Raw genomic sequence first — 15,420 nt, 5'->3', positions numbered from 1 at the left:
TGGATGATTTTGACGATCACATTAAATCCGGCTATTGACATGAGCTATCATCTTTCTTCCTTTCATATCAACGAAGTGAACCGATGCAATCGTGTGATCAAAACCGCTGGTGGAAAAGGGTTAAACGTTTCCCGGGTTATCCGTTGCACAAATGAAAGTCTTTGTGCAACGGGATTTCTCGGTGGAACAAACGGACAGTTTATAAGAAACGAGCTTGATTCCATCCAAATTCCACATCGGTTTGTTGATATTAAGGGAAACACAAGAAACTGCATAGCTCTTCTCCATGATGGACAACAAACAGAAATTTTAGAAGAAGGACCGGCGATATCAGAAGAAGAAGCAAAAAAATTTATTGAGAATTATCAAGACCTCATCAACGGTGCCGATGTCATTACAGCTTCGGGAAGTTTGCCAAAAGGGTTAAAACCGTCTTTTTATCGAACATTGATTGAGATTGCGAATAAAAAAGGAAAAAAATTTATTTTGGATACAAGTGGAGAAGCTTTGAGAGAAGGAATAAAGGCGAAGCCATATTTAGTTAAACCGAATCTCGATGAATTATCCCAACTATGCAATCGAAAAGTGACAACGGATGAAGAAGTCATCGAAGCCATCCAAAATTCTTTATTGGAATATGAAATCGAATATATTGTCGTTTCATTAGGACAAAGAGGATCGATTGCCTATCATCAAGGAGTTTTTTACAAAATTACACCGCCTAAGGTCCAAGCGGTCAATCCGGTTGGATCAGGGGATTCTATGGTCGCTGGATTCGCTGTCGCCCTTCAGAGAAATTATAGTCCTGAACAAGTATTGGTCTATGGCAATGCTTTCGGAACGTTAAATGCTATCGAAGAAAAGACGGGGTTTATTGATACCAATCAAATTGACTATATTATCAATCAAATGATAGTAGATAGAATTTATTCCTTAAGTGGAAAATCAATAAGGTAATTGAAAGTTGGATGTATTGTAATATCGAGGAGGTGATAGAAGGATGAAAGTAATTAGTGAATTATTACAAGTCACTGATAGTTTTAATTATAAGGGACATCAGACAAAAAATCAATTCATGCGGTGAGACATCTTTTGGTCATGCTGTTCAGTGAAGTTATATAACATTCGTTTGGTATTGTTTGTGATCAATGAAAATCAGTAAGTAAGCCATTAACTGACCAAAGTGTTTCTATAGAATTTAGAAACATTAGGATGCTTTGAAATGAGAAAGTCAAAAAAATTAGGGAGGATTTTTAAAAGAGCACCTAAAAAATATCGTTATCCTTTCGGAATTTCTGTATGGGTTATAAGAAAGCGCTTAAGCCGTTTTGTATCCGTTGAACTGAACTCCTCCCACTTTCACTTTATTTGGAGTTTCAAGGAATCGCAGATATCGGGTATTGTGCATCCAAAAAGATGGCTTACTATGGGTTTAAGCTTCATCTCCAGATCACTGACCAAGCGCTTCCGATGGGATATGTCGTCACCGAAGCATCCTGTCACGACCGGACAGCTGCGGAAACCGTGATGGCCCAACTTCCTCATCCGTATACACTTGGTGACAAAGGATATGTGAGCCAAGACTTGCAAAAGAAGCTGTATGATGAATACATGATCGCTTTTTGGACGCCCGTTCGGAAAAACCAGAAAATCCATCAATCTTTACATTAAATACAAAAAATAGCAAACATGTTTTAGAAAGGAGAAACAACATGAATAAAACGGAAGTGAATTTAGTAGGCTTTGAAATTGTTTCCTACGCCGGTGAAGCAAGATCAAAGCTACTCAACGCAATCAACGAAGCAAGAAATGGCAACTTCGATGTATCTGATCAGTTAATCGAAGAAGCAAGAGAGAGCTTAAATAAAGCTCATAATGCTCAAACGAAAGTCTTATCAGCTGAAGCTAGTGGCGAAGATTTAGAATTAGGTTTCATCATGGTCCATGGACAAGATCATTTAATGACGACATTGTTGTTAAGTGATATTGTTCAGCATTTAATAAATATTTACCGAAAAGATCACAATTCATAAAAATCATGAAAGGAATGGGAAAAAATGAATGGCTTAGTTGCACAAATCGAATAAAAATCATGAAAGGAATGGGAAAAAATGAATGGCTTAGTTGCACAAATCGAAAAAATGAAACCCTTTTTTGAAAAAATTTCTCGAAACGTCTATTTGAGAGCTGTAAAAGACGGTTTCATCGCATCCATGCCTGTTGTCTTATTTTCCAGTATTTTTATGTTAGTGGCTTTCGTACCAAATGTTTTCGGATTCTACTGGCCTGAACACATCGAAGCAATTCTGTTAAAAGCCTACAATTATTCAATGGGAATTTTGGCCGTATTGGTAACTGCCACAACGGCAAAATATTTAACCGACTCATTTAACCGGGATTTACCGAGTAACAACCAAATCAACAATATTTCTACGATGTTAGCTTCCATTGTTGGTTTCTTGCTCGTTTCCGCAGATGCCATTGAAGGCGGTTTTTCCAGTGGCTATATGGGATCTGCTGGATTACTTACAGCTTTCATTTCGGCATTTGTCGTTGGTAATATTTATAAAGTTTGTGTGAAAAACGATGTAACGATCAAATTACCGGAACAAGTACCACCAAATATCGCCCAAACATTCAAGGACTTAATTCCATTTGCCTTATCTACATTATTTTTCTGGCTATTTGATTTGGTGTTTAGAAACTTAACCGGGATGAACTTTGCAGAAGGAGTTATTAAGTTTTTCCAACCCTTGTTCTCAGCTGCTGATGGATATTTAGGACTGGCGCTCATTTACGGAGCCATGGCCTTCTTCTGGTTTATCGGTATTCACGGTCCTTCCATTGTTGAACCTGCTGTTACTGCAATTTACTATGTGAATATCGAAGCAAACTTGAAATTATTCCAGGCTGGTGAACACGCTTCACACGTTTTAGCTCCTGGATTACAACATTTCGTCGCCACTTTAGGTGGAACCGGTGCAACATTAATCATTACATTAATGTTTGCATTCTTAGCCAAATCAGAACAAAACCGGGCAATCGGTAAAGCAGCAACGATTCCTGTACTTTTCGGTGTTAACGAACCGATCTTATTCGGTGCACCGTTAGTCTTAAACCCGGTATTCTTTGTACCATTTATCCTGGCACCAATTGCAAACGTATGGCTCTTCAAATTTTTCGTTGATGTTTTAAATATGAATGGATTCATTTACGTATTACCGTGGACAACCCCCGGTCCGTTAGGATTAGTAATGGGTACCGGTTTTGCAGGATTATCCTTTGTGTTAGCAATCCTGTTACTGGTTGTTGACTTCCTCATCTACTATCCATTCTTTAAAGCTTACGATAATGAAATCTATCAAAAAGAACTGGAAACTGCAGAATCAGATGAAGAAGAAGTTACGGCTGAAGTAGATACAGCGCTTGATGAAGTTGTCGCTGGACAAATGAAAGATGTGAAAAACGTCCTTGTCTTATGTGCCGGTGGTGGAACTAGTGGTTTACTCGCCAATGCATTAAAAAAAGCCGCTGCAGAATATAATGTTCCGATTATTGCAGGAGCAGGTGCATACGGTTCTCACAATGATATTTTGAAAGACTTTGATTTAGTCATTCTCGCACCACAAGTTGCTTCCAACTACGAAGTGATCAAGAAAGATACGGATCGTTTAGGAATTAAACTCGTATCGACCAGTGGTCAAGAATATATCGAATTGACAAACAATCCGAAGAAAGCGATTGACTTTGTATTAAAACAATTTAACAACTAATAAAATTGATTAATAAATTAAGGAGGATTTTAGAATGGAGCATCTCAAGAAAAAACCTTTCCCGAAAGATTTCTTATGGGGGGCTGCATCGGCAGCCTACCAGATAGAAGGGGCCTGGAATGAGGATGGAAAAGGACCGTCCATCTGGGATACATTTTCTCAGACCCCTGGAAATACTTACAAAAACACAACCGGTAATATAGCGATTGACCACTATCATCGCTATAAAGAAGACGTAAAATTAATGGCCGAATTAGGTCTTAAAGCATACCGTTTCTCTGTTTCCTGGCCACGTATTTATCCTAAAGGATATGGCGAGGTAAATGAAAAAGGACTGGAATTTTACGATCGTTTAATCGACGAATTACTCAAATACAATATCGAACCAGTATTAACGATTTATCACTGGGATTTACCGCAAGCTCTACAAGATGAATATGGCGGTTGGGAATCGAGAAGAATCATCGAAGACTTTAAAAACTATGCGATTACATTATTTAAACGGTACGGAGACCGTGTAAAATACTGGGTAACATTAAATGAACAAAATATTTTTATCGGGCATGGCTATGAATCTGCTCTCCACCCTCCTAAAGTACAAGATAGAAAAAGAATGTATAATGCAAACCATATTGCCAATCTCGCCAATGCGGCTGTCATAAACGAATTCCGCAAATATGTTCCAGATGGAAAAATTGGACCGAGCTTTGCCTATATGCCGTACTACCCTGTAGATACGAAACCAGAAAATGTACTGGCAGCAGACGATGCGAATGACTTCCACAATTACTTCTGGATGGATGTATACGTACATGGCAGATATCCGAAAAGAGCATGGCGTTATTTAGAGGAAAATGGTTTGACACCGGATATCCAGGAAGGCGACTTCGAGCTCCTTGCCAAAGGAAAACCTGATTTTATGGGTATCAACTACTATCAAACAGCAACCGTTGCTTACAATCCCCTCGACGGTGTGCAAATGAACTATGCAATTAACAATACCGGTGAAAAAGGAACGACACCGGAAAAAGGAATTCCGGGACTTTATCGGATTGTCGATAATCCATTCACCGATAAAACTGATTGGGACTGGACGATCGATCCGACCGGTTTACGAATTGCCATCACAAGAATCACCAGTCGCTACAACTTACCTGTATTAATTACAGAAAATGGTCTCGGAGCATTTGATACTGTGGAAAACGGCAGAATCCACGATGATTATCGAATTAACTATTTAAGAGATCATATTAACGCGATTCGGGATGCAATTTCCGATGGTTCAGACGTGATCGGCTATACTGTATGGTCATTCTCAGACGTATTAAGCTGGTTAAACGGGTATCAAAAACGTTACGGTTTCGTATATATCGATCGTGATGTGGACGATAACGCATCTATGGAACGGATTAAGAAAGACAGCTTCTTCTGGTATCAGAAAGTCATCGAAACGAATGGTGAAGAGCTCTAATAAATAAAAAAACTTTCGGGAATGTTCATGTACGTATATATGCAAGCAGCATTCCCGGAAGGACCTCCAATTTGGACAAAATCACTCACTCAACCCTTGAAGAATCGTAACAAATAGCTTATGTCGAATGAAGTATTTTAGATAGATAGAATTGTTAAGGTAAGACCCGCCACCATACGAAAAGTTTATCAAAAACTCTTATCTTATGGTGTGCGGGTCTATTTTTATCATGGAACAAAAAATACAAAGAAAGCGAATGATGTTTTCATGAAATTAATCGCCATTGATATGGACGGCACATTGTTATCGAGCGATGGTTCGATCAGCGATGAAAATCTACAGGCAATCCTGGAAGTGAAGAAGCAGGGCCATCATATTGCGATTTGTTCTGGAAGGTATCATGATGATATTTTGCATATTTTAAAGCCATATAAGCTTCATTTACCAATTATCAGCGGGAATGGTTCAAGCATTTACGATAACGGCTTTTTAAAACAATTGTTTTTAGACAAGCAAACGGTCCTGGAAATAATTAACGCCCTCCGTCAATATGAGATACCCGTTGAACTTTATACCGATCAAGGTATATTCATGGAAAAAGATACAAAGAGTTTTCTATACAACGAGATTGACGAATTGGCAAAATCATCTCCTGCTATTGATAAAGACTACTACAGACATCATGCGGATATCGTATTCAGCCAAAACAATATGATATTTGTACGTGATGTCGAAGAACTTGATCTATTAAACTTAAACGTTACAAAAATTAGCGGAAATACATTTAATCAGGAAAAACTATCGCTCTTGGAAAAACAAACGATGGCACGGAACGATGTATCCATTAGTTCTGGTGGACCACCTTCCATTGAATTTACCCATAAAGATGCGAATAAAGGGTTCGGCCTACGTTACTTGGCCAGTCACTTACAAATCCCTATGGAAAATACGGTCGCGATTGGAGACCAAATCAATGATATTCCGATGTTAAAAGCAGCAGGTATTAGCATTGCAATGGAGAATGCCGATGATGTCGTAAAAAGTCATGCAATGTTTACAACCGATCACCATGATCAACATGGAGTGGCAAATGCTCTAAGGAAACACGTATTAAAGACACATGAATAGTTTCCTCACTAAATGACTTAAGGCGGAAAAACCTTATGTTTCTCCGCCTTTTTTTCATCTTTTCACTTATTTCCCCTTAAAATCTGGCTTTCTTTTTTCGAAAAATGCCCGCACGCCTTCCTTATTATCTTCTGTCTGTAAAAGCAAGGCTTGCATCGTTACTTCTTGCATGAAATTCGTATCGTGGGTGAACTCATGGGCATGATTCAACATATATTTAACAAAACGCTGAACAAGTGGCGGTCCCTCCACAATAAACTTGGCAAAACGACTCGCCTCCTCCAGTAAATCTCCTTCAGCAATTCGATTGACGAGTCCTTTTCGATAGGCTTCTTCAGCTGTAATACGACTTCCAGATAGAAGCCACTCCTTTGCCAGCGGTAGCGGTACGTTTTTCGCTAAATTTTTCATCAACCCTAAATCGGGAATCAGTCCCACCTTCGCGAAACTCGCGGTAAAAATCGCATCCTTATCGCAAACGATAAAATCGCTCGCTAATGCCAAACTGAAACCAGCGCCAGCAGCATACCCGTGAACTGCACTAATCACCAACTTATCTAACTCAACAATCGTCTGCTCAAGTCTTGTTGCCTCTTTCATCCAGTTGATGATTGATCCAATATCGGACATTTTCTGAAAAGCCGAAAGATCTCCGCCGGAACAGAACGATTTCCCCGCTCCGGAGAGGATAATAACTTTCACTTCATCATCGGCTTCCGCCTTCTTCAATTCGCGAATTAATGCCTGGACCAGATCTGCGGATAAAGCATTTAATTTTTCCGGTCGGTTCATCGTCAAATATGCGATGTGCTTGTCCTTGCGTACGAATACAAGCTCTCCCATTCCATCACCCCTCTGTCTATTTCGGCGGCATGCGAATTGCCCCGTCAAGACGAATCGTTTCCCCATTTAACATTGGATTTTCCACGATCGCACAAACCAGCCTGGCAAATTCTTCTGGATGTCCCAGTCTAGGGGAAAAGGGCGTCATCTTTGCCAGTGCTTCCTGCGCCTTTTCCGGTAAACCGGCAAAAAGCGGTGTTTTAAATACCCCCGGAGCTGTTTGTGGCAATCTATTAATGTAGTGTATGGCAATTAATTTATGTAGGCCCCAGCGGCCATACATAAATAAAAAAACCACTTGCCAACATTCCCTAAATACCATACCCTCCTAGTTGGGCAACTTGTTCAACGGGAGGTAATGAAGGAGATGTTAGCAGTGGCTGAAATAGATTATATCAGATATGAGGCGAATCAAAAAGGGCGTTCATACTCAGATATTACCAAAAGAACGAATCATGATCCTAGAACGATTAAGAAGTATGCAGAGATGGAGGACTTTAGCCCAACGAAAAGAAAACAAATCCGGAAAGCTAGAGTAATGGATCCAGTGAAACCTATCTTAGATAACTGTAGATGAGCATTTTTCATTACAATAATTTCCATGGTTAGAGAGACAAACAGGGTACCCCTTACGCGATACGGAGCTGTTTTTTGATCACATCAATGGGAATATCTTGCTTCGCAGCGTCATAAATGAACTCGACGACGCTGTGGTCTTTCCGCGACCGAAGAAGCTCCAGCCCGGTGGAGAGGTTTTGTCGGGATTCGGCGATGCTGTACACGCAGGAGAGCAGCACCACCGCGTCATCGAGGCCATGGATGGCCCCCTCATAGCGATACACGCGATAACGCTCCTGCCCCACCGTGACGAGGCGGGTGTCTTTGGACTCGATATAGCGGGCAAACTGCTTGGCTTGGATGGCGATGCCTTTCGGGTAGAGAATCCGGTTCGTCTTGAGCATCGCGATGACATGGAATCCCTGTTTCAGACAGGCTTCGATGAGCTTCTTAGACGGATACCACGAATCCATGAGCACATACACCGGCTGAGCCCGCTTCACCTTGAGCGAGGAAAGCATCTCGATCGCCAGGTCGATCTTGCTTTTTCCCGCTTTCTTGTCATACAGGCGGAACGCAAATGGGAACGCCTGCGTGAAGGTGTGCACCATCAGCCAAACGAGCGAATGCCCCCAGACCGATTGATGATCTTTATGCGAGTAGTGCCAGTCGCACCCTTGAATGGCGTGCACAGCCCGTGACGAAGGCTTTGTTTTTTGGCAAATCGTATCATCAATCGAAACAAAAAGGGGTTGATTCTTCCGTTTGGCCAGTCGTTCGACCTGGGAAAGGATCCACTCTTGAAGCTTCCCAAGCAGCCTTTCCTCGTTCCAAGGGCTTTTCGTGAAAAAGTGACGGAGCGTCGTTCGATGATTCGGATGAAAGCTCCAGTAATGAATATCAGTCAATGTTCCCGAGAATCCCTTGGTGGTCAAGGCATCGACAATATGAATGAGATGCTTGATGACCGGTTTGGAAAGCTGCAGCGTCAACCCCAGCGTGAAGAAAAACTTGTGGATTCCTTGGTGATGTGCTAATCTATTCATGAGACATGAACCTCCTTGTGTGAATGGGTTTTGAGCACATCTATTTTACCCAAGGAGTCCGGTTCATGTCTCCTTTTTTGTTTAGTTGTCAATTTATGTAAGTGAATTTGCTCATCTACAGTAATGATAAATTTTGTTTTCGCAAAGGATGACAACGATGACATTCAAGCCGGTTGAAATTTGTGTGTACGGGGCCGACATCATTTGTCCGTCGTGCGTGCAGCTGCCGTCGTCGAAGGAAACGTATGAGTGGCTCGAGGCCGCGCTGCGCCGCAAATATCCCGACCAGCCGTTTGTGATGACGTACGTCGACATTTTCGCGCCGCCCGCTGACGATGAGGCAAAGCGGAAACTGGCGCAGACGATCGTTGAGGAAGATTGGGTGTACCCGGTCGTGGTCGTGGAAGGGGAAGTCGTGGCCGAAGGCAATCCGCGGCTGAAGTCGATTTATGCGGAAATGGAGAAATACGGCTACCGCTCATCGTAAGCGGCAGGTGAACGCCATCTAAAGAGAAGGCGGGGAGTCCTCCGCCGCTTTTGTTGGCGTGAATGAACAGGAAGCCAAATGTAAATTAGCACATTATTTCAGAATCCCTTTTTCAAATTATTTCAGGCGGATTCGGAAATAATGTGCAAAATTTTTGCGGATTGTTCCAGATTTTGCACATTCTTTCGGAACGTTTGCACGCTCTTTCAGATGAAGATTTCCAGCGCGCCTGATGGACCTATGGAAAAGAGAAAGCACAAAAGAGGCCGATTCGGCCCCTTTCGTGCTAATACCCCATTTCCTCTGCGGCCATGCGCACCACTTCTTCGTCAATGGCGTCCTTTTTCAGCTGATACCCGTATAACAGGCACGTCGTGGCCAACGTGTTGATCACCCGAGGCCATCCCCGCGACTGCAGGGCAATCGCCTCTAACGCCGATGGGGTGAAGATCGGATGCTTCGCCCCGGCCTGTTTCATCCGATGCTCGATGTAGCCCGCCACCTCTTCCTTCTCCAGCGGCCCCATCCGGTATCGCATGATGATCCGCTGGTCGAGAGGGCGGTGCTGATTGAGCCGCAGCTTCCCCTGTAAATGGGGCAGCCCGGCCAAAATCAAGACAAATGGGTTGGTCGAATCCATCTCAAAGTTGAACAAGATCGCGATGTCCTGTAAAAATGCATCCTTCGCTAAATGCATCTCATCCAAAATGAACACCGGCGTGATCCGCCGTTCATGATACAATCGCTCGATCGCCTGCTGGATTTGGCGGAAGAGGTCTACCTTGCGGTACTTCGGTTCCTCTCCTAATCCCAAGGCCAGTCCACGGTAAAAATCCATCACGCCTCCGGTGGATAACGGAAAGTAGACGACATGATACAATGATGGATTCAATGACTCTTTCAGCGCCCGAAGGGCGAACGTCTTGCCCGCCCCCGGCTCTCCGATCAACAGCCCGATCCCCCGGGTTCGTTTCACGTACTCCAGCGCCCGCAACGCTTCCTGAAATGACGCCCCTTGATACGCCTCGGACGGGTCTGTTTCTTTCGCAAACGGCTCCCGCGAAAGGGAGTAAAACGATTTATACACCGTGTTCTCCCTCCTTCGCCGGAATCGCCGCAAACGGGGACCGATGGCGTTTTACATAGGCGTTGTCCTCCAAACGAACCCGAACGGCCTCCGCCACCTTCCTTCCATCTTCGTACACATAGACGCCCCGTTCATCATAGCGGAGCTCAATCGATTGCCCAATGAACCGAGGCGGCACTTCGTATAGCTGTTTATTCAGGGTGATCGTGCCATCGGCTTTCACCTTGCGGTGCTCCCGTTTCAGAAAAATCGCATCCAGCCAATCGCCATCTTCGATGAACGACACGAGATGCACTTGCGATTGAAACACCTCATGCGGCGTTTTTCCGTCCAGTGAGGCGTGCGGTTTTCGATGATACTCCTCTTCAAGCCACTTCCAAAAACGCTCGTTCAACTCGTCAAGCGATTTCGGCGGATTCAGCTCCAACAGTGGATAAAACCGTGTCTGTACGGTGCGGAAGAACCGTTCGATTTTTCCCTTGCTTTGCGGGTCATACGGCTGGGTGTGGATGAGTGTAATCCCCATCTCGGCGCACGCATACTGCAGCACCTCGGACCGATAAATTTTCCCGTTGTCCGAGTAAATGCGTTTCGGCTTCCCGCAACGAAGCACCGCTTCCTTCGTGACGATCCGCAGCCCGTCAAACTTCTCCGAAGGGAAAAATTGGGCATATGGCACTAACCGCGAGCAGTCATCGATATACGCGATCAAAAACGTTTTCTGGGCTTTCCCATGGACGCGAATCGTGGGTCCATGGGATAAGTCCCCTTGCCATAGCTCATTGATCTGGTCATACGCAAAACGCTTTCGCTCCGGCATCGGCAAGATTTCTTTTCCCACCAGGTTGTGTTTTTTCAACAATCGGTATATAGTAAAGTAAGAGGTATGATTTTCTGGGATTTCCCCCTGCTCGATCAGGTGTTCGTAGAACACCGTCACGGGCATGGTGGGATGTTCTTTTCTTAGGGCTAAAATATGATCCTCATCATCGGGCGACAGACGCCTTGAGTGGCCGCGGTCCGAACGGCGCTTCGGCTTTAAGGCGTCAAAGCCCCCTTTTTTGTATCGGGTGCACCAATCGAGGATCGTCTTGGCTGCGATTCGTTTGTCTCCCTGGTGGGGAACATGGTGCACTCGCTCGCTCACCTCTTTCAGATACGTCTTCGGTTCCACCTGCCCATTCACCAACGGAGCGATTAGCCCGTACCGAAACAGGGCAATGTCGTGTCTCATCGACTCATTCATTCAAATCTCCTCCTGGTCTCACTTGGAATCAGGACCGTTCCGGTCCTCCTGCCCTTATCGTACCGAATTGCTTTTTCTCCGTCGATAGGAAAGGTTTGTGGGAACCGAAACTATTTCCAATTTAGGGTATGTATGTAAAATCAGGATCCCATTTAATTCGCAAAAGGGTGTCGGAATCCGCCCTCCCACATCTCTCTGATGGCCGAATCAAGACCGTGTTCCTCTAACGTCTGGATCCACCAAGAAGCCCGTTCCTTTTCTTTTTTCACGATAGGGCCTATGATCCTCCACCGCCTCGCAAAAAAGCTATGAAGGCTTGATAGGTTTCGGCAGAACCGTCGGACATAAAAGATGATGCCGTCCTTTGTCGGGAGAAACGGAGCCTGGTTCGTCCTTTCGGTCAATCCCAACTGCTCTTTCACGACTTGCCATATGGCGGACAACGTATACTGAAAATACGGGAGGAGAAAGGAAGGCAGCACACTCACCGTCTTCAAGCATTCCCGACAGCGATACCGGACAATCCAAATGCGATAATCGCCATGTGGGGTCAATGCGTTTCGCTCATAGTAACCGTGGCGGTGCAACGGGCGCTTGGCCCGGCAATGCGGACACTTTTTCAGAAGAGGGAAGTCGTTTTCTTTTCCACGCTCTGCATACGTTTGAACGTCAATGCCAAAGTCATGAAATTGAATCACGTCCTCCTCCCCCTCCTATGAACCGATGGATTTTCTCTTCCGAAATAATTCACAAAAAATTTAGCACATTCTTTCAGAAAAGGGGAGAGGGCTTTCTGAAGGAATGTGCAAAAAAATGTCTCTTTTGTTCCGAAATAAAGTGATAATTTACACCAAAGCGGCCGCCTGCTCAGCAGGTTAATACCCATGATGGTACTTGTACATCCATAAAATGCCCGACTTTAACAGGCGCGGCACGCGTCCGGTGAGCGGGCGGTCCGCGACGAGGCCGAAGCCGTGTTTTTTGCCGAGTGAGCCGAGAATGCCTTTCAGCTTGATCGGCGGGAATTCGCTCGGCGGCTCTTCGCCGTTCCACCGTTTTTGCAGCACTTGGACGATTTGCTCCGCCTGCGCTTCGGCGAGCTGGGCGCTTGGCAAATGCGGCAGGCTTGTGTCCAGTTTCGTAAGCCGCCAATGCCATAAACATAAAAAACATCCATGAGTAAGCTTTTACTCGCCACCCAAACATAAAAATAACCGCTCATGGATTCATTATTTTCACGGAAAAGTATAGCGAATTGTGACAAAAGAACAACAATTTTTCTGGACGGCCGCCTTGGAGGCGCATAAGCTGACAAACCGCATCGTTTGGCGCTGAGAGCGCTCAACCGAAGCGGCATGGCGGCTTCCCTGTCGACGGTCGGCGTCGTGCGTTCAGCGTCATGCCGTCGCTTGCGCCTTTTCTCAACTTGAGAAACCTTGCGCCAGCGCTTTTGATTTTCTCAAACTGGAGGGACGCTCTTTTTCCGCGCCCTTCTCGTGAGCATGTCCGTTGACGCCGCGCCGCAAAACGGCTACGATGGGAAGCAGGAAGGTGAACAGGCGATGATTTTGCCGGTCATAGAATTTTGCATCAGCAACTTGGCGAGCGGGTCGTACAAAGCGATGGAAATGCTTGAAAAAGACCCGAATTTGGACATCATCGAATACAGCTGCTTAAGCTATTGCACGCGTTGTGCGGAAACGTTGTTTGCGCTCGTCAACGGCGAATTTGTCAGCGGTGAGACGCCGGAGCAGCTGGTGGAAAATATTTATAAACATTTGGAAGAAAATCCGATGTTTTGACTGAAAAAAGGAGGATGCCTGCAAGCGGCATCCTCTTCAATGTATATGAAAAAACGGGGGATATTCCCATTTTGTCCACACAAAGGATTCAATATACGCAAAAGGTGAAAAATTTTTCGGGAGGGCATATCGTGCGATCGTTTTCGTTTACGAAAATGCATGGGTTAGGAAATAGTTATATTTACGTCGATTTGTTTCGGGAAACGTTGCCGGAAGACGAGTTGCCGGCGATCGCCCGCCGCGTGTCGGATGTCAACACCGGCATCGGTTCGGATGGCTTGATCCTCATTTGCCCGTCCGATGAGGCGCCGGTGAAAATGCGCATCTTTAACAGCGACGGCTCGGAAGGGAAAAACTGCGGGAACGGCTTGCGCTGCGTGGCAAAATATGCGTATGAGCACGGCCTCGTCCGCGGCCGCTCGTTTTTGATTGAAACGCTCTCCGGGCTTGTCGAGGCGGAAGTCGCTGTCCAAAACGGCAAGGTAGCGAGCGTGACCGTCGATATGGGCGAACCGCGCCTCGCGCGGAGCGCTATTCCGATGGCCGGGCCGGAAGCGGCGCAGGTGGTCGCCGAGCCGTTTGTGGTAAACGGGCGCGAATATACAATTACCGCCGTTTCGATGGGAAACCCGCACGTCATTTTTTATGTCGAGGACATTGACGAAGCGCCGGTGACGACGCTCGGCCCGCTTGTCGAGAAAGATCCGCGCTTTCCGGAAGGGGTGAACGTCGAGTTTGTCGAAGTCGTCAATGAACGCGAGCTTCATTTCCGCGTCTGGGAGCGCGGCTCCGGCGTGACGCAGGCGTGTGGAACCGGAGCGTGCGCGGCCGTCGTCGCTTCGGTGTTGAACGGCAAAACGGCGCGCGGAGTGGAAACGGTCGTCCATTTGGCCGGCGGCGATTTGCGCATCGTCTGGGGGCATGACGGGCGTGTACGCATGACCGGGCCGGCGGAGACGGTGTGCACTGGCGTGTATTTTTACGAAAGCGGGCAGAACGGTTGAGCACCCGGATGGGAAAGCGGTATACTATAAGCAAAGAGAAAAAAGAGGCAAAACGAGACCGGTTGGAAAGACGAGAACATGGAAAGGAGAGAGTCCAATGGCGGAAGCGATCGTGACGCTGACCGAAGCGGCGGCGTTTCAAATTAAGGACATGATGAAGGAGCAGGAAGAAGAGCACGCCTACCTGCGCGTCGGCGTCCATGGCGGCGGCTGCAGCGGGCTGTCGTACGGCATGGGCTTTGAGCACGAGCGGCGCGATGATGATATTGAATTCGAACAGCACGGGATTAAAATTTTGGTCGACCGCGACAGTGCCCCGATTTTGCGCGGCACGGTCATCGACTACAAGCAGTCTTTGCTTGGTGGCGGGTTTACGATCAACAACCCGAACGCCATCGCAACATGCGGCTGCGGCTCGTCGTTCCGCACCGCAACGAACGCCGGCACGCCGGAGCAATGTTAGCCGAATGGCATGAAATGCGCTGTTCAACGTATCAATCGTCCCCGGCGCACCGGGGCAATGCCGAGTGAACGGCTGAAGCCGCCCGTCGCCGGAGGCCGTTTCCAGACGGCCGTCAAAGGAAGGGGGAGCGCCGATGAAAGGGCAGTTGAATTTGTTGCTGGCGCTCGTGTTGGCGCTTGTCATCGCTCTTATGGCAGTGGCCAATGTCGAGCAAGTGACGATCCATTATTTGGCCGGTGAAACCCGCCTGCCGCTCATTGTCGTCATTTTCGGATCGGCGATTGTTGGCGGTCTCGTTGTCGGCATGCTTGGTTGGGTGCGCTTGTTCAGCTTGCAGCGGCGGTTGAAGGCGGCGGAAAAGAAAAATGAGGAACTGGCAGCGCTTTTGGAGCAAACAGAGCGGCTGGATACGGCGGCCGCGAAAGAATAGCGCAATGAAAAACGAGCCCTGCTGCGACCGGGCGGCGGTTTCCGCCCGATTTGGCAGGGCGCGTTTTTTTTTGCGTCAAACA

The 15,420-nt window shown here is 46.2% G+C and carries 15 protein-coding genes and 4 pseudogenes; 12 read left to right on the top strand and 7 right to left on the bottom strand.

The annotated features are described in order from the left end of the window. The first annotated feature begins 3 nt into the window (after positions 1–3). The 6 genes and pseudogenes from pfkB (at position 4) to NSQ51_RS14095 (ending at position 6,372) form a co-directional block, all read left to right on the top strand. A complete protein-coding gene (pfkB, locus tag NSQ51_RS14120) occupies positions 4–957 on the top strand; it encodes a 1-phosphofructokinase (RefSeq protein ID WP_049624218.1) in 954 nt (317 codons plus the stop codon). A gap of 417 nt (positions 958–1,374) precedes the next feature. Continuing rightward, positions 1,375–1,650: pseudogene (locus NSQ51_RS14115) on the top strand (transposase); the annotation flags it as partial. Between the two features lie 62 nt (positions 1,651–1,712). Continuing rightward, positions 1,713–2,033, top strand: a complete 321-nt coding sequence (locus NSQ51_RS14110; RefSeq protein ID WP_049624219.1) for a PTS lactose/cellobiose transporter subunit IIA — start codon at positions 1,713–1,715, stop codon at positions 2,031–2,033. 78 nt (positions 2,034–2,111) lie between these two features. After that, positions 2,112–3,773 (top strand): lactose-specific PTS transporter subunit EIIC, encoded by a 1,662-nt coding sequence (locus NSQ51_RS14105; RefSeq protein ID WP_049624220.1) that lies wholly within the window; start codon positions 2,112–2,114, stop codon positions 3,771–3,773. Between the two features lie 34 nt (positions 3,774–3,807). Further along, the gene (locus NSQ51_RS14100) at positions 3,808–5,244 is read left to right on the top strand and encodes a glycoside hydrolase family 1 protein (protein ID WP_049624221.1); all 1,437 of its coding nucleotides are present in this window, start codon (positions 3,808–3,810) and stop codon (positions 5,242–5,244) included. A gap of 267 nt (positions 5,245–5,511) precedes the next feature. Continuing rightward, the gene (locus NSQ51_RS14095) at positions 5,512–6,372 is read left to right on the top strand and encodes a Cof-type HAD-IIB family hydrolase (protein WP_049624222.1); all 861 of its coding nucleotides are present in this window, start codon (positions 5,512–5,514) and stop codon (positions 6,370–6,372) included. Between the two features lie 66 nt (positions 6,373–6,438). Here the strand turns inward: NSQ51_RS14095 and NSQ51_RS14090 are convergent, their stop codons facing one another. Together NSQ51_RS14090 and NSQ51_RS14085 are read right to left on the bottom strand one after the other, a co-directional pair. Continuing rightward, the gene (locus NSQ51_RS14090) at positions 6,439–7,215 is read right to left on the bottom strand and encodes an enoyl-CoA hydratase/isomerase family protein (protein WP_049624223.1); all 777 of its coding nucleotides are present in this window, start codon (positions 7,213–7,215) and stop codon (positions 6,439–6,441) included. A 16-nt stretch (positions 7,216–7,231) separates the two neighbouring features. Next, positions 7,232–7,432: pseudogene (locus tag NSQ51_RS14085) on the bottom strand (3-hydroxyacyl-CoA dehydrogenase); the annotation flags it as partial. 150 nt (positions 7,433–7,582) lie between these two features. On the opposite strand from NSQ51_RS14085, the pseudogene NSQ51_RS14080 reads away from it, so the two are divergent. Continuing rightward, positions 7,583–7,780 (top strand): annotated as a pseudogene (locus NSQ51_RS14080) (IS21 family transposase); the annotation flags it as partial. Positions 7,781–7,844: 64 nt separating this feature from the next. Here NSQ51_RS14080 and NSQ51_RS14075 read toward each other — a convergent pair. Then, the gene (locus NSQ51_RS14075) at positions 7,845–8,819 is read right to left on the bottom strand and encodes a transposase (RefSeq protein ID WP_342462697.1); all 975 of its coding nucleotides are present in this window, start codon (positions 8,817–8,819) and stop codon (positions 7,845–7,847) included. Positions 8,820–8,976: 157 nt separating this feature from the next. On the opposite strand from NSQ51_RS14075, the gene NSQ51_RS14070 reads away from it, so the two are divergent. Beyond that, positions 8,977–9,306, top strand: coding sequence for a DUF1462 family protein (locus NSQ51_RS14070; RefSeq protein ID WP_033010402.1), 330 nt, complete (start codon positions 8,977–8,979; stop codon positions 9,304–9,306). 286 nt (positions 9,307–9,592) lie between these two features. Here the strand turns inward: NSQ51_RS14070 and NSQ51_RS14065 are convergent, their stop codons facing one another. The 4 genes and pseudogenes from NSQ51_RS14065 to NSQ51_RS14050 form a co-directional block, all read right to left on the bottom strand. Next, positions 9,593–10,393 (bottom strand): AAA family ATPase, encoded by an 801-nt coding sequence (locus tag NSQ51_RS14065; protein WP_064213564.1) that lies wholly within the window; start codon positions 10,391–10,393, stop codon positions 9,593–9,595. Further along, complete coding sequence (locus tag NSQ51_RS14060) at positions 10,386–11,639, bottom strand: IS481 family transposase (protein WP_342462693.1); 1,254 nt, start codon at positions 11,637–11,639, stop codon at positions 10,386–10,388. Before NSQ51_RS14060 ends, NSQ51_RS14065 begins: the two co-directional genes overlap by 8 nt. Before the next feature lie 152 nt (positions 11,640–11,791). Further along, positions 11,792–12,337 (bottom strand): DUF6431 domain-containing protein, encoded by a 546-nt coding sequence (locus NSQ51_RS14055; RefSeq protein WP_049626302.1) that lies wholly within the window; start codon positions 12,335–12,337, stop codon positions 11,792–11,794. Positions 12,338–12,514: 177 nt separating this feature from the next. After that, positions 12,515–12,766 (bottom strand): annotated as a pseudogene (locus NSQ51_RS14050) (NAD(P)/FAD-dependent oxidoreductase); the annotation flags it as partial. 435 nt (positions 12,767–13,201) lie between these two features. Here NSQ51_RS14050 and NSQ51_RS14045 point away from each other — a divergent pair. The 4 genes from NSQ51_RS14045 (at position 13,202) to NSQ51_RS14030 (ending at position 15,338) form a co-directional block, all read left to right on the top strand. Further along, a complete protein-coding gene (locus tag NSQ51_RS14045; RefSeq protein WP_033016359.1) occupies positions 13,202–13,441 on the top strand; it encodes a YuzB family protein in 240 nt (79 codons plus the stop codon). Positions 13,442–13,572: 131 nt separating this feature from the next. Further along, positions 13,573–14,445: a diaminopimelate epimerase gene (gene dapF / locus NSQ51_RS14040; protein ID WP_080985697.1), complete on the top strand. Its 873-nt coding sequence runs from the start codon at positions 13,573–13,575 to the stop codon at positions 14,443–14,445. A 97-nt stretch (positions 14,446–14,542) separates the two neighbouring features. Then, positions 14,543–14,908, top strand: a complete 366-nt coding sequence (locus NSQ51_RS14035) for an iron-sulfur cluster assembly accessory protein (RefSeq protein WP_033010406.1) — start codon at positions 14,543–14,545, stop codon at positions 14,906–14,908. A gap of 133 nt (positions 14,909–15,041) precedes the next feature. Then, positions 15,042–15,338, top strand: a complete 297-nt coding sequence (locus NSQ51_RS14030; RefSeq protein ID WP_033010407.1) for a LapA family protein — start codon at positions 15,042–15,044, stop codon at positions 15,336–15,338. The last annotated feature ends 82 nt before the right edge of the window (positions 15,339–15,420 follow it).

The organism is Geobacillus sp. FSL K6-0789, from assembly GCF_038593135.1.
In the GTDB taxonomy this organism is placed as follows: Bacteria; Bacillota; Bacilli; order Bacillales; family Anoxybacillaceae; genus Geobacillus; species Geobacillus stearothermophilus.
The sequence above is the reverse complement of the archived record's forward strand: the minus strand, read 5'-3'. Positions and strand labels throughout refer to the sequence as shown.

Excerpts from the sequence above, each read along its gene's own strand:
- pfkB (WP_049624218.1), top strand. The coding sequence starts at position 4 with ATGATTTTGACGATCACATTAAATCCGGCTATTGACATGAGCTATCAT.
- NSQ51_RS14110 (WP_049624219.1), top strand. The coding sequence starts at position 1,713 with ATGAATAAAACGGAAGTGAATTTAGTAGGCTTTGAAATTGTTTCCTAC.
- NSQ51_RS14105 (WP_049624220.1), top strand. The coding sequence starts at position 2,112 with ATGAATGGCTTAGTTGCACAAATCGAAAAAATGAAACCCTTTTTTGAA.
- NSQ51_RS14100 (WP_049624221.1), top strand. The coding sequence starts at position 3,808 with ATGGAGCATCTCAAGAAAAAACCTTTCCCGAAAGATTTCTTATGGGGG.
- NSQ51_RS14095 (WP_049624222.1), top strand. The coding sequence starts at position 5,512 with ATGAAATTAATCGCCATTGATATGGACGGCACATTGTTATCGAGCGAT.
- NSQ51_RS14090 (WP_049624223.1), bottom strand. The coding sequence starts at position 7,215 with ATGGGAGAGCTTGTATTCGTACGCAAGGACAAGCACATCGCATATTTG.
- NSQ51_RS14075 (WP_342462697.1), bottom strand. The coding sequence starts at position 8,819 with ATGAATAGATTAGCACATCACCAAGGAATCCACAAGTTTTTCTTCACG.
- NSQ51_RS14070 (WP_033010402.1), top strand. The coding sequence starts at position 8,977 with ATGACATTCAAGCCGGTTGAAATTTGTGTGTACGGGGCCGACATCATT.
- NSQ51_RS14060 (WP_342462693.1), bottom strand. The coding sequence starts at position 11,639 with ATGAATGAGTCGATGAGACACGACATTGCCCTGTTTCGGTACGGGCTA.
- NSQ51_RS14045 (WP_033016359.1), top strand. The coding sequence starts at position 13,202 with ATGATTTTGCCGGTCATAGAATTTTGCATCAGCAACTTGGCGAGCGGG.
- NSQ51_RS14035 (WP_033010406.1), top strand. The coding sequence starts at position 14,543 with ATGGCGGAAGCGATCGTGACGCTGACCGAAGCGGCGGCGTTTCAAATT.
- NSQ51_RS14030 (WP_033010407.1), top strand. The coding sequence starts at position 15,042 with ATGAAAGGGCAGTTGAATTTGTTGCTGGCGCTCGTGTTGGCGCTTGTC.